An 18,517-nucleotide genomic window follows, 5' to 3' on the forward strand; every position below is an offset into this window, starting at 1 on the left:
CGGTGACGGGCGCGTTCCAGCGGTTATACGGCAGTGAGCTCAGCTATGCGGCGGCTGGTGTTGCTGAGCGGTTGCGCACGGTGACTATCACCAAGACGACGGCGGCCGCAACGGCAATACCGCCCCAAATGCCGAGAATCGGCCAGGCCAGGCCCGCCATGGCAAGTGCGGGAACGAACGTCACAGCCGTGATTTCGGCCGGCACCACTGGAATGTAGGCAATTGCGAAGTCTTCCAGCGTTCCAGATTTCAGCTTGGGGTCGACAATGCGCAGCAGAGCGATTGCCGTGTTGACGGCACCGGTGCCCCAACCCCACGTGAAGATCTGCTTTTCGAACCAGCCGTCCTGCAGGGTGCGGGGAGCTACGAGCAGACCCAGACCCAGGCAGAACAACAGGCCGACGACGAACAGAATCGACATCACCAGGAGGTTGTCGGCGACAGCCTGCAGCTGAATGGAGGCAATACCGCAGACGACGAGAATGTCGGTGGCGGAACCGGAAATCGAGCTGAGTGTGTCACGGTCGACGAACTTGGTGGTGCGGGTTGCCTTGAACAGACCGCGCACGAGCAGGCCCACCAGGAAGGCAACCGTGAAGGTGGGGAAGCTGACAGCGGGGAACCAGTTGCCCAGCAGGGTCGTTATGGCGTAGGCAGCACCTGCAATTGCGAGGATGATGCCCACCTGGAAGCCCAGGGACTCGATGCTCGAACCGGAGAAGCGGTGCTGGCCAATGGGCGCGCGGCGGTCTTCGCCGGTCAGCACACCGGTGCGCATGTCTTCCGGAATGGACTCCATGCCTGCGAATTCCTTGACGTGACCGCGCATCGCACCGATCTTCGCCTGGATGATGCCGCCGATGATGCCCGCGAGCAGGCCGACGGTTGCCGAGGTGAAGGCCAAGGAGCGCAGCTCTTCGTGCCCGGCGTTCGCGTACACATCGCCGAGAGCGGCCGCAGTGCCGAAACCGCCGGCCCAGCCGGCGAACAGCAGAGTGCCGATTGTCAGGTCAGCGCCGAAAAGCGGGCCCAGAAGCAGAACAACGGCAAGAACGCCGACCGCAACCTGGGCGGTGTAGATGAGCACTCCGTATGCCGAGAAGCTCACGATGGGGCCTTTGATCTTGCGGAAGTCGAAGTCATCGGACATGGCCAGACACGCAAAGACGACGACGATCAGCACAGAGGCGTAGGTGCCCAGTTCTTCGGAGAACGGCAGCAGGCCGAACCCGTTGGGTCCCAGGGCCAAACCGAGGAAGCCGGCAATGAACGACGCTGGAATGAGGAGTGATTGGAGTGACTTCATGATTGCGCGCAAGAGCACGCCGACGGCGAGGAGGGCTCCGATCATTCCCGCATCTATGAGGAGAGTCCACGGAGTGAATTCAGACATTGGGTTCCTTCCGGCTCAGGTTTGCCGCGTCTTTGCGAACTGCAACAGGAGTCAGAGCAGTGATTGGCAACACAGAGTTCTCTCAGGAAGTTTAACGTGTCACAGTGAAACTCGCACTCAGTTCGGATTTCGGTACGGTCTCGATGTGATGTGCTCGTACCGAGCCGGTGGCTTCGGTGCGGGCACGAGGTGCCGCCCCTGTTTGCTGCGGAATCTCACCTTGATGGGGGACCTGGCATGGGAAAGCGCGGAGGCCCTGCTCCCCAAGCGGGGTGCAGGGCCTCTTGTGGTTGTGGCTCCGACCGGCGTCGATCCGGTGACCTTTCGATTTTCAGTCCGCCGGGTGAATGTATTTCCGCCGACGAGATGCCGGACGCGAACCGCGCCTCGGGAACCGACGTGTACGCCGCACAGCAGAACGGAGACCACATATGAGTCAGGACACCGCGCGCGACTCGACGAATATGAAGGACCTCGTGTCGACAGTGATGCTGTTTGTTCCGAGCGTCGAGGGGATCTCGCACAATCTCAACGAGTTCACCAAGGACGAGGATCTGCTCGCCGGTATCGACCACCTCACCGAGGTGCTGCGCCGGATCGTGACGGGTCCGTCCGTGGTGGCAGGGGTCCAGGAGGGCTGAGGCCGCGCGGTTGGCTTGGAGGTTCAGGGTCTGCTGATCCCGCAGCGCCCGTTTGCGTGAGAATGCCCGTACAGCCCGCCAGGTCAGCTGAGGGCTTCTCGCAGCCCAGGCGCTGCGGACAGCAGCTCCACAGCCTCGGTCATCTTGTAGCGCTCGTTGAAGATCGCCAGAAGATCGGCCACGGTGAGCTTCGGGCCGTGTCGTCCGCTACGGTCGCACATCGCGACCACCGCCCGGCACGATTGCGTCAGATGCGCGCGGACAGTGTCATAGACGAAGTCCCGCGCCGGCGTCGCTCGAACTGGTGCTGGCAGCTTCGAGGCGGGGAAGTCCTTGAGGTTCTCGGTGACGATCACCTCGGCACCGCACATGATGGCAGCGGCCAGCACATGCTCGTCATCGGGGTCCGGCAACCCATAGGTGCCCTCGAGCGGCTCCCAGTCGGTGACCAGAGCGTCGTCGAAGGCAGTCGACATCTGACCGATCAGGCGCTCAGCAGAGTGTTCCGCCTCCTCGACAGGAGTGCCGCGCTCGGCGAGTTTCTCGGTCTCATGGAAGACGAGCTCGTCCAATATCGCGGTGTTCCACTTGGGGGAGTAAGTTCTCTCAGCCGCCAGCGACAGCAGGAAGTCGCGCTGCCGGCTGGGCCAAAGCACACTGGTGTCGAGAACGGCGGAAAACATGACGCCAGTCTATTTCAGTCAGCCTTCGACGCCCGGCGCTTGGCAGCGACCTCCTTGCGGGCACGGCGCAGGTCGGCCAGAGTCTGGTCGATGTCGCTGGTCTCGTCGACGTCGACCGAGAGCGCGTCGATGGCTGCGTACTGTGCCTGTCGACGTCTCTCGCGGTAGTCGAGCACGTGCGTCAAAGCGATCCGGCGGTGCGTGCCCGTGCGCGTGTATGGGAGCTGTTTCTCGTCGAGGGCCTTGATGAGCGTGGGCCGACTGATGCCCAGGAGATCGGCGGCCTGCTGAGTGGTCAGCATCTGCGAGGTTGGCGAGACCGTGACCGACAGGCCCTTACGCATCGCGTCGACGACGTCCAGCAACGCCTCGTAGACCTCTTCGGGGAGCTCGACAGGGTCGCGGTCGGCGCCGCCGACCAGGTAGTGCCGGGGTCGAGGGGCCAGAGCCTCCTCGGCGGTGAGCGCATCGTAGAGGTGTCCGAGCTGTTGCTCGTCCCGGGCGACATGGGTCGACGGAGCGAGCGTCTCGTTCGCGGACATGTCAGGCTCCTCATCTGCAATAAGCGAAAATTATTTGCGTTTACTTCGAATATGTTAGTGCATGAGGCACTTGCCCACAAGCTGCGTCCTACGTTTGGTGCCCCAGTCCGCGCCCACGCAGGCGGTAGTCATTGGCGCGGCGCAAGGTGGCCAGGGTGGTTCATTTTGGCATTAGCCCGCATTTTTCGGCGGTGCCAATCCGTCCATGGTTCAGGATGCCTGCATGAATACGTTGAGGGGTGTCCCTATGTTGTTTGTCAAGCCGTGGCTGGGGTGCGGGGCTCGTAGAGCGTGCCTGTTTTCATCATTGCGTACATGACGTTTAGTCGGCGCCGGGCCAGGCAGATGACTGCTGCGTTATGGCGCTTGCCCTCGGCTCTTTTTCGCTCGTAGTACGCCTTTGATACTGGGTCGTGGCAGGAGGCGACCCATGCGGACCGGAATAACGCGTTCTTCAATTTCTTGTTCCCGGCGCGGGCAGGAAACTCGCCTCGGATTGAGGTCCCGGACCTTCGGGTTATTGGAGCGATTCCGGCGTAGGCGGCCAGGTGTCCTGGCGTGGGAAACGCGGACAGGTCGCCAGCGGCCAGGAGGATCTGTGCTGCGGTCTTGATCCCGACTCCTGGCATCGACGTCAAGACCGTGGAAAGAGGGAAGTCGTCGACCAGCTTCTCTACTTCTTCGGCGACGATGTCTCGTTGATGCTTAAGCTCTTTGATCTGGGCTGCGACTCTGGGGATGACGAGTTCAACAGCGTCAGCGCCGGGCACTGTGACGGTTTGTTCGGATAGTGCTGTGAAGATCTGGTCGATGAGCGGGCCTGGGTCTTTGCGGCTGTGGTGACGTGCCCACCGTTTCACTCCGGCTTTGCCGGCAGCTTTGAGTCCGGCGGGACCGTGGTAGCGGATCAGCAGATCCAACACGATTGCCCGAGTGAGAACGGCACCGGGGAAGACACGTTCCAGTGATGGGTAGATCTGGACTAATAGGGACCGTAGTCGGTTGATCGCGCGCGTTGATTCACGAGCGAGGTCTTCGTCGAATCCGGAGAGCACCTTCAGTGCTGACAAGACCTCGGAATTGCGGTCCACGGCTCGTAGCGTGTGTGGCATTGTCCGGGCGGTATCAGCGATGATGAACGCGTCCCTGGCGTCGGTTTTCGACCGTCCCGGATACAGATCCGCGGCCTTGCGCATCGCTAACCCCGGGAGATAAGCGACGTCTGTGCCGAGATCACGGGCGACAGCGATTGGCAGTGCCCCGATCGTGTTCGGCTGGTCGACCACGACAAGCACCCGACCGTGCTGCTGCAGGTCGGTGAAGACCTTCCGCAAGGCGGTTTCGTCCTGGGGCAGCTCGTGGTCATACACGCGTTGCCCCTCGGGTGTGAGCGCGCATCCATGATGGGCGGACTTCCCGACATCAAGGCCCAGTGTGATTGCGTATTCGGTTGTCATGACAGGTCCCCCTCGTCCTGCGTTACCCGGGTCGCTGATGTCACGACACCCGATGCTGGCACCCACGTTACGAAGAGACCTCGACAAGAGTCAGGCCACGTCCCTATCAGCAGTCAACGCGCGTCCTGGACTCCTGGCGGCAACACCCCCCGGATCATCAGTGACAGGGCAAGAAAGCCATACCAGGACCAGCGACCAGATCCTCTGGTGAGGACCTATGAATGAATGTAACGGGGGGGGAATTTTGGTGCGGCGAGCCGTATGCGCTTACTGTTGGCGTGTGACTACCAATACGCACACATCTCAGAAAAGCTTTCTCGTTACCTGGTTGCTGGCCTGGTTCCTCGGAACCCTGGGCATCGACCGCTTCTACCTTGGCAAGATCGGCACCGGCGTGCTCAAGCTCATCACACTGGGCGGCTTCGGCATCTGGGCGATCATCGACCTCATCATCTACCTGGTCGGTGCAGGCCGCGATAAGAGCGGCCAGCCGCTGGAGGGCTACGAACAGCACAAGAAGCTGGCATGGATTGTGACCATTGTCCTGTTTGTGCTGGGCATCGGCTTCGGTGGCTGCAGCGTGACCAACCTCGGTGACCTGCAGTCGGACGCCATGGCGCTCGGCCTCTGATCTCGTAGCTTCAGAGCACAGAAGAACCCCGGTTTGCGCCGGGGTTCTTCTGTTGTCTGCAGCTTGGCGCGAGGTGAGTCGCGCCAACACGGTAGGGGCTGGGGGTGAGTGTCGCTTAGGCGTTCGGCGCCAGCACCGTTCCCGCTCCGCGCCGGCGGATAGTGGGCACGGTGACGCTGCCGTCACCTGCCGAGGCGCCTGCCGGGGGTGCGCTCTTGCCGCACGGCAGGGTTGCCGGGGCTTCGGCTGCGGGGGCGTCGTCTGTATTACCGCCCATGGCCTCAGCGTGTGCCTTGCGGTGGGCACGCAACCTGTCGCGCAGGGCTCGCGCGTCGTCCTGGCCGACGATTTCGAAGCCGCCGTCGACGATCATGTCGAGGTCGTCTTCGGCTGCCTGCCCTTCTGAGGTGAGGTAGTCGCCCAGGAACAGCGAGTTGACCACGTGCAGGGCCATGGGCTGCAGCGTCTTGAGGTGCATTTCGCGCCCGCCGGCCATGCGCAGCTCCTTGTCGGGGCACATGAGCCGCACGGCGCACAGAATCCGCAGGCACTGGGTGGGCGTGAGGTAGTTGACACCTTCCAGCGGTGTCCCCTCGAAGGGGATGAGGAAGTTGACCGGGATGGAGTCCGAACCGAGTTCGCGCAGCGATTCGACGGCTTCGACAATCTGCTCGTCGGTTTCCTTCATGCCGACAATCAGGCCGGAGCACGGCGACATGCCGGCTTCGTGCGCGCGGCTGACGGTTTCGGCGCGTTCGTCCCACGTGTGTGTTGAGCAGATGTCTTCGTAGTGCGACTTCGCGGTGTTGAGGTTGTGGTTGTAGGCGTCAACTCCGGCATCGCGCAGACGCTCAGCCTGGCCGTTTTTGAGGATCCCGAGGCAGGCGCAGATCTCGACATCGGGGTTGTTGGCCTTGATGTCCTCCGTCATTCCTGCGACCCGCTCAACATCGCGGTTCGACGGTCCGCGGCCGGATGCCACGAGGCACACACGCGATGCTCCGCCGGCCAGTCCGAACTCTGCCTGGCGGCGGGCTTCATCGCCCTTGAGCCACGAGTACTTGAGGATTTCAGTGTCCGAGCCCAGGCGCTGGGAACAGTAGCCGCAGTCTTCGGGGCACAGACCTGATTTGAGGTTGACCAGGTAGTTGACCTTGATCTTCATGCCGAAGTGGTGGCGGCGCACGCGGCCGGCGGCGGCAACGAGGTCAAGCAGCTGGGAGTCGTCAGAGCGCAGAATGCTCAGCGCTTCGTCAGCGGACGCTGGAGTGCCCGCGACGGCGCGATCGGCGATTTCACTGAAATTGAACACCGTTCAACTATTGAACAGTGTTCAATTTCTGTCAAACGCGACGCGGGTCACATTCGGTGGTGGCGTGTGTGGGCGCTGCTCAGGCTGCAGTCTCGGCCGTTCCGTGAGTGCTGCGGCTCTATGACGTCCCGCGACAGGTCTATGACGCCGAAGTGGCCCTGTGTGACGCCGGGCGACAAACGTGTGACAAACCGCGTCGCCGTGTTGCAAACGGTGCCTGGCGTGATCCCGAGGTGTCTTTAGCGTCGTCTTCGAATCGCCGCGCAGCAGCGGCTCAGACCACAGAGGAGACCTCATGACGACAACAGCGACACCCGCCGGCGGCGACACCAGCCCGCCCGGCACCTCGGCAACCGGCACCTCGGCGGCTGGCACCTCGGCGGTGGGGAGCGGTGGGAAGCCCACACCGCGGGAGCTGCGCCGCGTACGCGCGGCAAGCTTTGCCGGGACCACCATCGAGTTCTACGACTTCTTCATCTACGGCACAGCGGCGGCACTCGTGTTCCCCACCGTGTTCTTCCCGGCTCTGGGCTCGGGAGCGGCGCTCGTGGCGTCCTTCGCGACCTTCGGCGTGGGCTTCGTGGCCCGGCCGGTGGGGTCGATCTTCTTCGGTCACTTCGGCGACAGGATCGGGCGCAAACAGTCGCTCATCTCGACACTGCTCATCATGGGTGCGGCCACCGTGCTCATGGGCCTCATCCCGCCGGCGGCGCAGATCGGCGTTGCCGCGCCCATCATCCTGGTGACTCTGCGGTTCCTTCAGGGCTTTGCGGTTGGTGGCGAATGGGCCGGCGCCGCGCTGCTGACCGCCGAATATGCGCCGAAGGACAAGCGCGGCCTGTACGGAGCGTTTCCACAGCTGGGCACGCCCGCCGGCATGTTCCTGGCCAATGCCACGTTCCTCGTTTCCGCGCTGGTTGCCGGGGACTCATCCGAGGCGTTTCTGAGCTACGGCTGGCGGATTCCGTTTGTGGCTTCGGCACTGCTCATTGCCATCGGCCTGTGGGTTCGTCTGAGCATTGCCGAAACCCCCGCGTTCATTCAGGCGCAGGCCGCCGCGGAAGAAGCGCTCAAGCGCGAAGCTGAGGCTGGTGAGGCCGGTGCCGCGGGTGGTGCTGGCGCTGAGGGCGCTGACGCTGGCGAAGCCGGCGGCCGTAAGTCGCGTGAGCGCTCGCCGTTCATCGACGTGTTCCGCTTCCAGGCGCGTGAAGTTCTGCTGGCCAGCGGTTGCCTCGTGATGCTGTTTGCCTTCTTCCACACCTCGACGTCGTTCCTCACGTCCTATGCTTCCGACCCCGAGGGCATCGGCCTACCGCGCACCGTTGTGCTGGCAATCAACATGCTCGCAGCCGTGGTTCTCGGTGTGACGGTTGTGCTCGCCGGATGGCTGTCCGATCGCTTTGGTCGCCGTCGCCTGCTGATCTTCGGCTTTGCCGCCGGCACCGTGTGGGCGCTGTTCATCTTCCCCGTCATTTCCATTGGCACGGGCGCGGCCTTTGCTCTGGCTCAGTGCCTGACGCTGCTGTTCTACGCCTGCGCTTACGGACCGCTGGGTTCGTACCTGCCGGAGCTGTTCAAGCCCCGCTACCGCTACACCGGTGCTGGTCTGGGCTACAACATCGGCGGAATTCTGGGTGGTGGAATCGTGCCGATTGTCGCCAGTGCCATCAGTGCGACATACGGCGGAACGGGAATCGGGCTGCTGCTGAGCGCAACGGGTGTCATTTCGCTGGTCTGCGCATGGCTGCTGCAGGAAACTCGCGGGCAGGCGCTTGACCACGAAGAACCCGCCGAGGCGCCACTCACCAAGGAGGCAGTACCCGCCGGGGTGTGAGATCACAGGCTGGGCCACAATCCGAGGCAAGTGCAGTTCGAGGTGCCGGGCAGGGAGCGCACGGCACGAGGTTCCGGGTGTGCTCAGGATTTGCGCCATGCTGGGGTCTGGGGTGGGGAAACTCACGAGGCGCCGTTCGTCCCTGGTGACACCCCTCCCTCAGAAGCGGCTGCAACAGTACCCCGTTACCTTTTAGGTGTCACTGTTTTCCGTCAGGATAGGCAGTGCAGGGAACCGGCTGGCCCCGGCATGATGTCTGCCCCCAGTTGTCCATGATCCGGGGGGTGTTGTCACTGGGATCAGTCTGGTTCGTTCGGATCGCTAATAGAAGCACGCTCTGAATACTGTGGGGCTGCGTAACGTGGATGTGAGCGAACGAACCATCGGTGACCTAGTTTGTGCTTAAGAAACCGAAGAAGGTAACCGATGCAACCACAAGTATTTCTTGGCATCATTCTCGGCAAGACAGAACATCATGCCACCGCTGTTGACCATGATGGCCAGGTAGTGCATGACAAGCCATTGCCGCAATCCGAACCGAAGATCCAAGAACTGTTAACAGCTCTTGCCGTCAAGCATGAACAACTGCTGGTCGTGGTGGACCAGCCTAAAACCATAGGCGCGTGAGTTTTCGCGGTAGCCCAACAACTGGGGATTGCCGTTGCCTACCTGCCGGGGCTGACCATGCGCCGTGTCGCTGATCTTCATCCAGGCCAGGCGAAGACCGATGCCAGGGATGCGTACATCATCGCTGACACAGCCCGCACCATGCCCCACACACTGCGCGGGATCACTATCGCGGACGAACACATCGCCGAATTGTCAATGCTGTGTGGCTTCGATGACGATCTGACCGCCCAGCTGACCGAGCAGCGCGCCGATATTGAAGCCGAGATCTTAACGGTGGTCGATGCTCACCCTCGAACCTGCGTCCGGACCTCTATGCCCGGCATCGGGGTCAGGACAGCCGCGCGTATCCTCACAGAAGTCGTCGGCAAAAAGCTTCACATCCGCCGCACACCTAGCCTCATACGCCGGCATCACACCAGTAACCCGCCGATCCGGAACCTCCATTCGCGGTGAAGCACCCTCCAGACGCGGAAACAAAACCCTCAAACGCGCACTATTCCTATCAGCCTTCGCATCTATCAAAGCCGACCCACTTTCACGTGCGTACTACGACACAAACACGTGCCGAGGGCAAACGCCATAACCAAGCCATCATCGCCCTGGCCAGACGCAGAACCGACGTCCTATACGCCATGCTTCGCGACGGCACCCGCTACAAACCCCGCCCCACGCAACAAGCTTCAGCAGCTTGACGAAAACTATAGAAGCACCCCCATATAGCGACTCAGACTGCGCCGCCTCGTCCTCCTGAAAGGCGAGGTTTTCTCGCATGTTTATTCAACCGCTAACCAAACACGCGTTTTATTTCGAGGTGTTGACCCCTCTCATGAACCTTTCATAGTCAATATTTGTTAATGTAATTTACAAGTAATTGTTTGATGTGTACAATATGAAGGGAGCCCTTTAAGCGATGCAGTCCAAGGGAGGGCGGTATGGGTTATCAAAAAAAGGATTCCAAACCCCTGCTAACGATCTCTAAAAGCGCGCTATTCCTGACGATCACAGCGTTTACATTTTCGCCCCTGGCGCTAGTGACCCCTGTTATAGGAGCACCAGAACCTGTGGCTACAAATTCGTCAGATCAGCAAGCAGAGAGCACGGCAATAGAGTTCGACCATCCAATTTCAGCTCGCGATGCATTCGAAATCGCAAAAAATAATGACTTCGAAGTCCAATCCGTAGGGTTCAAAGTTGGTAACGGAGTCGGGAGTTACATTTATGACTCTTCAATTTCATTAGATGCGAATATTCAGAACCTAGAGGAAAACCTACAGAACCAGGCTCCTGGCGGAAATGCGGCAGTAAATAAACTTACTGTGGTTGCAAAGGACAGTGCGAGTACGACGGCAGCACGCAGCTCTTCTGCATCGAATGATCTCCTTGACGATGCTCGTGGTAAACCGCCTCAAGATGCAGGGGACGCTGATCTGACCCGCAAACGGGACCAAGAGGTTCCTAAGACGAAACAACAGAACCGAGCGGCAGCTGTGAAAGACAAAGCTCGGTCTTCTGAACCTCCTACCCGTGCGCATGCCAACAGTGTGTGGTTCCAAACCAAAGACAACGTTGACGGGAAGAGACAGGTCTTAATCAATGCCGACTGGCTCGGAAAATCAAACCTGAAAAATGCACCAGATCCTTTGCGCTGGGGGTTAGAGTTCCAGCTGTACCAATGGAATTACTCTCTGGACGGCAAGAACAAACGCCCAACTTGCCCAATCGGGACTAATAAACAGTTCTGGGCTAACGCATCGTTAGCTGGAGCAACGATGACCGCTGTCATTAATGACGGAGAAGATCACAACAACACCTATATCGACAATGATCATGCGTTCGACAGCTGTCAGATGGGGGCGATCGGTTTCGGCATTCAACACGCCAAAGGCGTGTCCGATCTTGACCTACCACTTGGGGGCGGACTGAATCTACACCAAACTATCTTCGTAGATATGCGGCTGAATCCCGGCGATAAGCCGTGGAGCCATATTTCTGCGAATTCCAAGTTTGTCAGTGACAACTGCGCCGGACTTCCCGCCGAAAGCAGCTGCATGAATCTGTTCCCGGAGTCAGCGCCTTGGCCATTAGACGGGAATAGAGACATGCTTCTGCTCAATTCTGAACGTAAGTGGAAAACGCCCGCTCATTTCAACTGGGACGAGTTCGAAGACAAACGGCCCAGTGCCATCACGCCCTAAAATATGAAGAGCGTACTTTATGAAAAAGACAACACCCACATGGGTTTCTCGCTTTGTTCGCACCAGGGTGCTCATTCTCGGTGCTGTCTGCACGTTTGCAACATCGATAGTTGCGTTTCTTGCTGAGACGTGGCAAGCCGATAACACCATAGAGGGAGTGGGAAAATGTCCGGTGAACGGTTCGGGCGAGATTCGGCACTCAACGTCAGCATGGGTCGAAACATCATTTGCTCCACCGCGGATAGTCTGTTTTCAAGATGGATATCCACCCGTTCATCAGAGCACCTTCATATCGAGCACGGCGTACTACCTGACGTTTGTTCTGCTAGCTGCTGCCCTCGTTGTCTTCACCGTGAAGATGGCCCATTTCTTCGGATGGTTCAGTAAGAAACCGTGAACATACCTATCCGGGCTAGCTTCGGACTGCCGACCGTCGGCGCAGCACGAAGGTGCCGGGCAGGGAGGGGAAGCTCACGAGGCGCTGCTCGCTACACACTCCCACCTGCGCTTTAGCAATCGAAGCTCCCGTTAGCAGTGACTGCTAAGGCGCAGATCCCGGCTAAGGGGTGTTTTGTTGCGGCTAAGGCGCAGATTCCGGCTATCGGGTGTTTTTTTTGGGCACGAGGTGCCGGGCGCGCTCCGGATTCACACCCACCGAGGTCTGGGGAGCGGGAAACCACGAGGTGCCGGGCGCAATCACGTTCGGCACCTCGTTCTTCAGCCCCCACCTGCGCTTTAGCAATCGAAACTCCCGTTAGCAGTGACTGCTAAGGCGCAGATTCCGGCTAAGGGGTGTTTTGTTGTGGCTAAGGCGTGGATTCCGGCTATCGGGTGTTTTTTTTGGGCACGAGGTGCCGGGCGCGCACGGGATGTGCACTCACCGGGATCTGGGGTGGGGTCTGAAGCTGGCTGCGGCCCGAAACTGGGCAAAATTAATCCGCGATGGCCAGACATTTTTCAGCCGGACCACCGCGGTAACCCAATTGTACTCTGAGAGTGAGCGTAAAGAACAGTCACAATGTGTGATTTTGGTCAAGATTTTTCCCAAACGCAGATTTGGGCGTGTCGAGCGGTGCTGTCCCTTGGATTCCTGAGGCGGATGCCCGTCAAGTGAACACATTTGGCGGACGGTGACGTGCAAGGCTCAAACAGCCATCAGTGAGAACGCTCGTTCGATGACAGTCCTGCCCGAGGTGCGTCAGGTGAGAACGACGCGCTGCGGTTTCGGCGGTTCGAACGTGCGGTTGGCCGCCAGGATGAACAGAGCCCCCGCCGTCATGGACACCGCCGTGACCAGATAGCCCTCGTGGGCGCCGTAGTGGTCGATGACGATTCCCGACACGGCAGAACCGACGGCAACACCGAAGCCGATGGCTGTTGAAATCCAGGCAAGGGCTTCCGTCATGCGCTTGGGCGGAGCCAAGGACTGCACAACCGAGCTGCCGGTGATGAGCGTCGGCGACACCGCGAAGCCCACAAGCAGCATAAGCAGGGTCAGCACCATCATGTTCGGGGCGAACACCAGCGGCCACGACAGCAGCGCCAGGGCACCCGCGGCAGCGGCGTAGCGCACGCGAACCGGCGCCCGGAAATTCACTGCACCGTAGACGATGCCCGCAATGAGCGAGCCGAGGGCGTAGGCGGCCAGTGCGATGCCGGCAGCACTCTTCACCCCGTGCTCTTCTGCGCTGGCGATCGTCGAAACATCGACCGCGCCGAAGTTGATGCCGAGGAAGAACTGGCCGATGACGGCAAACAGGATGCCGCGATTGCGTAGCACCTTGCCGCGCATTGCCCGTGGTTCGCGCTTGCTGGTGGGAGGTTCCGTGGCTTTCTGCGGGTAGAGCAGTATTGCACCGATCGTGACCGCAGCCATCGAGAGGACAACACCAGACGGCGCCCAGAGTGCGGTAGCCAAAGCGGTGACAACGGCCGGCCCGGAAACGAACATGAGCTCATCGGCAACCGCTTCCCACGAAAACGCGGTGTCGAGCTCTTTCTGGTTCCTTGTCACCGCGGCCCACCGAGCACGGACAAGAGCCCCAACGGAGCCGACGGTTGCGCCGGCAACAGCGGCCGAAGCGAACAGCAGTCCCGGCCACAGCCGCAGGTACACCACCAGCAGCAGGCCTGCCAGGCCGATGACGTGGATGATCGTCGCGGGCACCATGACCTTCGCCTGGCCGTGCCGGTCAATCTGCTTGCCCAGAAGCGGGTTCGAAATCGCCTGCGCGGTCATGAAGGTGGCGGCCACAATTCCCGCCTGAGCGTACGAGCCCGTTTCTGCCTGAATGAACAGCACCACGCCCAAGCCCAGAAGGGCAATCGGCAATCGGGCGATAAGACCTGCCGCAGAGAACTTCAAAGCGCCGGGGATGCCGAAGATATCGCGGTAGGCAGAGAACATGGTCTCATCCTAGACCGCGACACAACGGGCCAAACGCCCGCCTCACGGCAACGCCAAACGCCGCCTTACGACGCACCCAAACGCCCGCCTAAACAGGCCGTCCTCACTCAGCCAGCACGGAGTCTACGAGTGCCTGCGCTTCGTCGATGACCTGCTGCAGGTGTTCGCTGCCGCGTGCCGATTCAGCGTAGATCTTGTAGATGTCTTCCGTACCCGAAGGGCGAGCAGCAAACCACGCGGATTCGGTTTCGACCTTCAGACCGCCGATCGCCGCTTCGTTGCCGGGAGCGTGAGAGCGCACAGCCGTAATCGGCTCACCGGCCAAAGAGTCAGCCGTGACGCTGTCAGCTGAAATCGACTTGAGCTTCGCCTTCTGTTCGCGGTCGGCAGCAGCTTCCACGCGGCGGTAGGTGAATTCGCCGTGCTTCTGGATGAGCTCAGCGCAGCGCTGCGAAGGCGTCTGCCCCGTCACCGCCAGCATTTCCGCGGCCAGGAGGCTCATGATGATGCCGTCCTTATCAGTACTCCACGGGCGTCCCTGCTTGTCGAGGAACGAAGCACCAGCGGACTCTTCACCGCCGAAGACTAAGCTTGAGTCCAGAAGACCCGGAACAAACCACTTGAAGCCGACAGGAACCTCGTACACGGACCTGCCGTGAGACGTGATGACCGCATCAATCAAGCGCGAACTGACCAGCGTCTTGCCGACCCCGGCACTGCCGAGCGCGCCGGCAGTCCAACCGGGTCGGTGGGTGAGCAGATAGTCGATCGCGGTGGCCAAGTACTGGTTGGGGTTCATCAGTCCGCCATCCGGGGTGACGATTCCGTGGCGGTCGGCATCGGGGTCGTTGCCCACGGCGATGTCGAAGCTCGAACGCGCTTCGATCAGTCCGGCCATGGCGTACTCGGACGAACAGTCCATGCGGATCTTGCCGTCCCAGTCCAGGTGCATAAACGACCACGTGGGGTCGATCGTGGGGTTGATGACGGTCAGATCGAGGTCGTAGGTGTCGGCAATCGCCGCCCACACGTCGACAGCCGCACCGCCCAGAGGATCAGCGCCGATCCGCAGACCAGCAGACTGGATGGCCTGCATGTCGACAACATCGTCAAGCGCACCGACATAGGCGCCGATGTAGTCGAAGTTCTGCGTGTTCTCTAGGTGGAACGCTCGCTGGAACTCGGTGCGCGGAATGTCCTGCCACTGGGGAAGGAGTTCGTTGGCACGGTTCTCAATCCACGCGGTTTCCTCCGCACCGGCCGGACCGCCGTGTGGCGGGTTGTACTTGATGCCGCCGTCAGTCGGCGGGTTGTGGCTGGGGGTCAAGATGATGCCGTCGGCCTGCCCGTGGGTGCCGGCGGCTTCACGGTTGTGGCGCAGCACCGCGAAGCTCAGCACGGGAGTGGGCGTGTAGCCGTCACGTTCGTCGATGAACGTGGGAACGTTCGCCGCCGCCAGAACTTCGTTGACCGTGAGGAAAGCCGGTTCGGAAAGCGCGTGCGTGTCGCGGGCCAGGAACAGCGGGCCGGTGATGCCCTGATCCTGCCGGTATTCCACGATCGCCTGAGTGATGGCCGCGATGTGGGCCTCATTGAACGAACCCGCAGAGCTGGTGCCCCTGTGGCCCGAGGTGCCGAACGACACCCGCTGGGCCGGATCGTCCGGGCCCGGGACGATGTCGTGGTAGTCATCCAGCAGCTGCGGGATGTCGGTGAGGTCGCTTTCAGAAGCGGGAAGTCCAGCGCGGTCATTCATACAGCAGAGTGTGCCGAAGTTATCGGCTCAGTTCCACCGTGGGGCCGGTAAATCTTGAATAGCGGATTCCGGGTGTCCGGAATGAGGCCGAGGTGTCGGCAGCAAAGTTTCGAAAATGGCACCGTGTCGTGCATTATGGGCAATGCTCCGCGGCCATCTTCAGACTGGCCGTGAGCCCCAAAAACTGGCTGTCGGCACGCCGGAAGCATCGCTGACAGCCCTGGTGAGGGCGGCTGTCAACGACTGCTTGCCTTGACCAAACAGAGCGGGCCGGAAGGTTTTCCTTCCGGCCCGCTCGCTGTCTCTGAGGGCTTTGCTTTACACGCGGCTTTATTCCACGCGCAGTTTTACTTCACGTACGGCGCGGCGTCGCCTTCGGCGACGATCGGCAGTTCAGCTTCGTGGTGCCACTGGTCCATGCCGCCGACAACCATGATGCAGTCGTGGCCGGCCATGTTGAGGAACTGAGTGGCGTGTGCTGAGCGGCGACCGGTGCGGCAGATGACGTACACGTCGACGTCGAATGGCACCTCGTCTTGCCGTTCCTGCAGTTCGTCCAGTGGAACGTTGATGGCGTCTTTGATGTGGCCGGCGGCGAATTCGTCGCGCCCGCGCACGTCGAGGACGATCGCGTCGTCGGGGACTTCGGTGACTGAGCAGGTGGGTTCTTCGAACATGATCACATCTTTCCGTTTTCGCGCAGGTTGATATGCCAGCTGAGCGCTTCTTCGAGAATGTGCGGTGTGTGTTGACCGCCGGGGTCGGCGGCAACGGCTCGGTCAAGGTAGTCGGTGAGCCTGTCGCGGAAGTTCGGGTGGGCACAGTTGTCGATGATGCGGCGGGCGCGCTTGATTGGCGAAAGCCCGCGCAGGTCTGCGATTCCCTGTTCCGTGACGATCACCTGGGTGTCGTGTTCCGTGTGGTCGACGTGGCTGGCGAACGGCACGATCGACGAAATCGCGTCATCCTTCGCGGTGGACGGCGAAACGAAGAAGTTGAGGAACGCGTTGCGTGCGAAGTCGCCGGAACCGCCGATTCCGTTGACGATCTTCGTCCCCGTGATGTGGGTGGAGTTGACGTTGCCGTAGATGTCGGCTTCGACCATTCCGTTGATGCCGATGACACCCAGGCGGCGGACGATTTCGGGGTGGTTCGACATTTCCTGTGGGCGCAGCAGCAGGCGGCCCTTGAACTTTTCGACGTTGTCGTTGAAGTACTGGGCTTTTTCGCGGGTGAGCGACAGGGCCGTGGCGGACACGGATGTGAACGTGCCCTCTTCCAGGAGGCTCAGCAGGTTGTCCTGCACCACCTCGGTGAAGGACGTGAGGTTGCGGAATTCGGATTCCTGCAGGCCTGCGAGCACCGCGTTTGCGACGTTGCCGATGCCCGACTGCAAGGGCAGCAGGTTCTTCGGCAGGCGGTCGTTCTTGACTTCCGAACGGAGGAAGTCGATGAGGTAGTTCGCCATCGCCTCGGACTTTTCGTCAACCGGGTTGAACTTGTTGTCGCGGTCCGGGGAGTTGGTTTTGACGACCGCAACGACCTTCGATTCATCAACCCGCAGGTAGGGGTCGCCGATCCGCTGTGCGGGGTCGAGGATCTGAATGGGGTTGCGGTGCGGCGGAATGTGGGTGCCGTAGTAGATGTCGTGGAAGCCCTCGATTTCGTTGGGCAGCCACTCGTTGACTTCCAGGATGACTTTGTCGGCCAGGTCGAGCCAGGTCTTGTTGTTGCCGACGGACGCGCCGGGCACCAGCAGGCCGTTGGGCAGGATGGCCGCGACTTCGACGACGGCGACGTTGAGGTTGCCGTAGAAGCCGAACCACACCTGCTGGGCCAGGTGGCTCAGGTGGGCGTCGAGGTAGTCGACGTCGCCGTTGTTGATGGCTGCCCGCATGTCGGGGTCGGTGTTGAACGGGGTGCGGAAGTGCACACCTTTGGCTTTGGCGAGTGCTCCGTCGAGTTCATCCGAAGTCGATGCCCCGGTGAACAGTCCGATCGAGAAGTCTTCCCCCGCATCGTGTGCTGCTTCCATGCGGTTTGCCAGTGCCGTGGGTACGGCTTTCGGGTATCCGCTTCCGGTGAAGCCGGACATTCCGACGTTGTCGCCGGGGTTGATGAAACGAGCAGCTTCCTCGGCAGACATCACCTTGTCCGCGAGAACAGTATTCACAATGCGAGCCATAGCCTCATTGTTCCAAATTGCGCAACAGCTCACACCGCCGGGTCGGCGCCTGCCGTGCCGCCGGTTGGTTCTTCATTGTCATTTCCCGAGGTGCCGCTCGCCTTGCCCGCCTCGATCGCCTTGCGCAGGTCCTCAAGTGCCGCGTAGAACTCCACGGTTGGGCCTTATGCGTCGGAGGGGATCGGCGGCAGCGTTGTGGCGGTCAGGCGGGGACCGCGTTCGGTGCAGCCCAGAATCCGCAGGCTCTGCTCGAGGTATTCGCGTTCGAGGTCTTCGACCTGCAGTGGGCCGTCCGGATTCCACCACTGAGGGAGGACATTGCTGATGGCCAGAATGGAGCGGGCCGCGAGGTCGGGGTTGTCGATGTCGAAAACACCCTGCTCTTTGCCGAGGCGGACCTGTTCGTACAGCTGACCGCGGGTGAAGACGCGCAGCTCATCGATCTCAGGCCGGTAGTCCTCGCTCAGGCGCTCTGTTTCGAGCAGCAGAAGCCGGGAGCTTGCGAGGTTCGCGGCCCGGTAGCGCACAAGAACGCGCACAAACACGGCCACGCGGGCAACCGGGTCCGGTTCGGCGGCGTTGAGGGCCTCGTCGATTGCGGTGTTGAACTCTTGGTAGCTGGTGCGGATGAGTTCGAAAAGGGCGGCCTGCTTCGAATCGAAGTAGTAATAGAGGGCAGACAGGTTCAGCCCCGCCGTGTTGGCGATGTCGCGGATGGATGCACCGTCGAATCCCTTTGCCGCAAATGTTTCCCGCGCGGCGCGCAGAATAGCGTCGCGGCCCTTGAGCTGTTGTCCTGAACGTTTCATAAACGCCAGGCTATCGTAGGTTCAAACGATCGTTCTGCATAC

Annotated in this window: 14 protein-coding genes and 2 pseudogenes; 5 read left to right on the forward strand and 11 right to left on the reverse strand. The window is 60.9% G+C overall.

Annotated elements, in window-relative coordinates:
- Positions 1-43 precede the first annotated feature (43 nt).
- Positions 44-1,393 carry a sodium/glutamate symporter gene (locus tag Bravens_RS09325; protein WP_062022758.1) on the reverse strand — a complete coding sequence of 450 codons (1,350 nt, stop codon included), beginning with the start codon at positions 1,391-1,393 and terminating at the stop codon, positions 44-46.
- 452 nt (positions 1,394-1,845) lie between these two features.
- Between Bravens_RS09325 and Bravens_RS09330 the strand changes: the two are divergent.
- Positions 1,846-2,034, forward strand: a pseudogene (locus tag Bravens_RS09330) (hypothetical protein); the annotation flags it as partial.
- Positions 2,035-2,117: 83 nt separating this feature from the next.
- Here the strand turns inward: Bravens_RS09330 and Bravens_RS09335 are convergent.
- From Bravens_RS09335 to Bravens_RS09345, 3 genes are all read right to left on the reverse strand, one after another.
- Complete coding sequence (locus Bravens_RS09335; RefSeq protein WP_062022764.1) at positions 2,118-2,717, reverse strand: PIN domain-containing protein; 600 nt, start codon at positions 2,715-2,717, stop codon at positions 2,118-2,120.
- A gap of 14 nt (positions 2,718-2,731) precedes the next feature.
- The gene (locus Bravens_RS10475; protein ID WP_082791117.1) at positions 2,732-3,259 is read right to left on the reverse strand and encodes a helix-turn-helix domain-containing protein; all 528 of its coding nucleotides are present in this window, start codon (positions 3,257-3,259) and stop codon (positions 2,732-2,734) included.
- Positions 3,260-3,516: 257 nt separating this feature from the next.
- On the reverse strand, positions 3,517-4,716 hold the full coding sequence (locus Bravens_RS09345; protein WP_062022766.1) for an IS110 family RNA-guided transposase: 1,200 nt from the start codon (positions 4,714-4,716) through the stop codon (positions 3,517-3,519).
- Between the two features lie 280 nt (positions 4,717-4,996).
- Between Bravens_RS09345 and Bravens_RS09350 the strand changes: the two genes are divergently transcribed.
- Positions 4,997-5,347 (forward strand): TM2 domain-containing protein, encoded by a 351-nt coding sequence (locus tag Bravens_RS09350; RefSeq protein ID WP_019174341.1) that lies wholly within the window; start codon positions 4,997-4,999, stop codon positions 5,345-5,347.
- Positions 5,348-5,462: 115 nt separating this feature from the next.
- Here the strand turns inward: Bravens_RS09350 and bioB are convergent, their stop codons facing one another.
- A complete protein-coding gene (bioB, locus tag Bravens_RS09355; RefSeq protein WP_062022769.1) occupies positions 5,463-6,659 on the reverse strand; it encodes a biotin synthase BioB in 1,197 nt (398 codons plus the stop codon).
- Between the two features lie 295 nt (positions 6,660-6,954).
- Between bioB and Bravens_RS09360 the strand changes: the two genes are divergently transcribed.
- The 3 genes and pseudogenes from Bravens_RS09360 to Bravens_RS10575 all read left to right on the forward strand — a co-directional run bounded on the left by Bravens_RS09360 (position 6,955) and on the right by Bravens_RS10575 (position 11,318).
- Positions 6,955-8,493, forward strand: a complete 1,539-nt coding sequence (locus tag Bravens_RS09360) for an MFS transporter (protein ID WP_082791119.1) — start codon at positions 6,955-6,957, stop codon at positions 8,491-8,493.
- 426 nt (positions 8,494-8,919) lie between these two features.
- Positions 8,920-9,815 (forward strand): annotated as a pseudogene (locus tag Bravens_RS10480) (IS110 family transposase).
- A gap of 240 nt (positions 9,816-10,055) precedes the next feature.
- The gene (locus Bravens_RS10575; RefSeq protein WP_157452745.1) at positions 10,056-11,318 is read left to right on the forward strand and encodes a hypothetical protein; all 1,263 of its coding nucleotides are present in this window, start codon (positions 10,056-10,058) and stop codon (positions 11,316-11,318) included.
- A gap of 1,198 nt (positions 11,319-12,516) precedes the next feature.
- Here the strand turns inward: Bravens_RS10575 and Bravens_RS09380 are convergent.
- From Bravens_RS09380 to Bravens_RS09400, 6 genes are all read right to left on the reverse strand, one after another.
- The gene (locus Bravens_RS09380; RefSeq protein WP_062022790.1) at positions 12,517-13,725 is read right to left on the reverse strand and encodes an MFS transporter; all 1,209 of its coding nucleotides are present in this window, start codon (positions 13,723-13,725) and stop codon (positions 12,517-12,519) included.
- 103 nt (positions 13,726-13,828) lie between these two features.
- Positions 13,829-15,481 (reverse strand): phosphoglucomutase (alpha-D-glucose-1,6-bisphosphate-dependent), encoded by a 1,653-nt coding sequence (gene pgm / locus Bravens_RS09385; RefSeq protein WP_062022793.1) that lies wholly within the window; start codon positions 15,479-15,481, stop codon positions 13,829-13,831.
- 347 nt (positions 15,482-15,828) lie between these two features.
- Positions 15,829-16,158, reverse strand: coding sequence for a rhodanese-like domain-containing protein (locus Bravens_RS09390; RefSeq protein WP_062023020.1), 330 nt, complete (start codon positions 16,156-16,158; stop codon positions 15,829-15,831).
- 2 nt (positions 16,159-16,160) lie between these two features.
- Complete coding sequence (locus tag Bravens_RS09395; protein ID WP_062022796.1) at positions 16,161-17,666, reverse strand: succinyl-CoA:acetate CoA-transferase ScpC; 1,506 nt, start codon at positions 17,664-17,666, stop codon at positions 16,161-16,163.
- A 29-nt stretch (positions 17,667-17,695) separates the two neighbouring features.
- Entirely contained in the window at positions 17,696-17,821 is a 126-nt protein-coding gene (locus tag Bravens_RS10860) for a hypothetical protein (RefSeq protein WP_280512880.1), read from the reverse strand.
- Positions 17,822-17,830: 9 nt separating this feature from the next.
- On the reverse strand, positions 17,831-18,475 hold the full coding sequence (locus tag Bravens_RS09400) for a TetR/AcrR family transcriptional regulator (RefSeq protein WP_062022799.1): 645 nt from the start codon (positions 18,473-18,475) through the stop codon (positions 17,831-17,833).
- Between the last annotated feature and the right edge of the window lie 42 nt (positions 18,476-18,517).

It is taken from the genome of Brevibacterium ravenspurgense (assembly GCF_001584615.1).
GTDB classification, from domain to species: Bacteria; Actinomycetota; Actinomycetes; order Actinomycetales; family Brevibacteriaceae; genus Brevibacterium; species Brevibacterium ravenspurgense.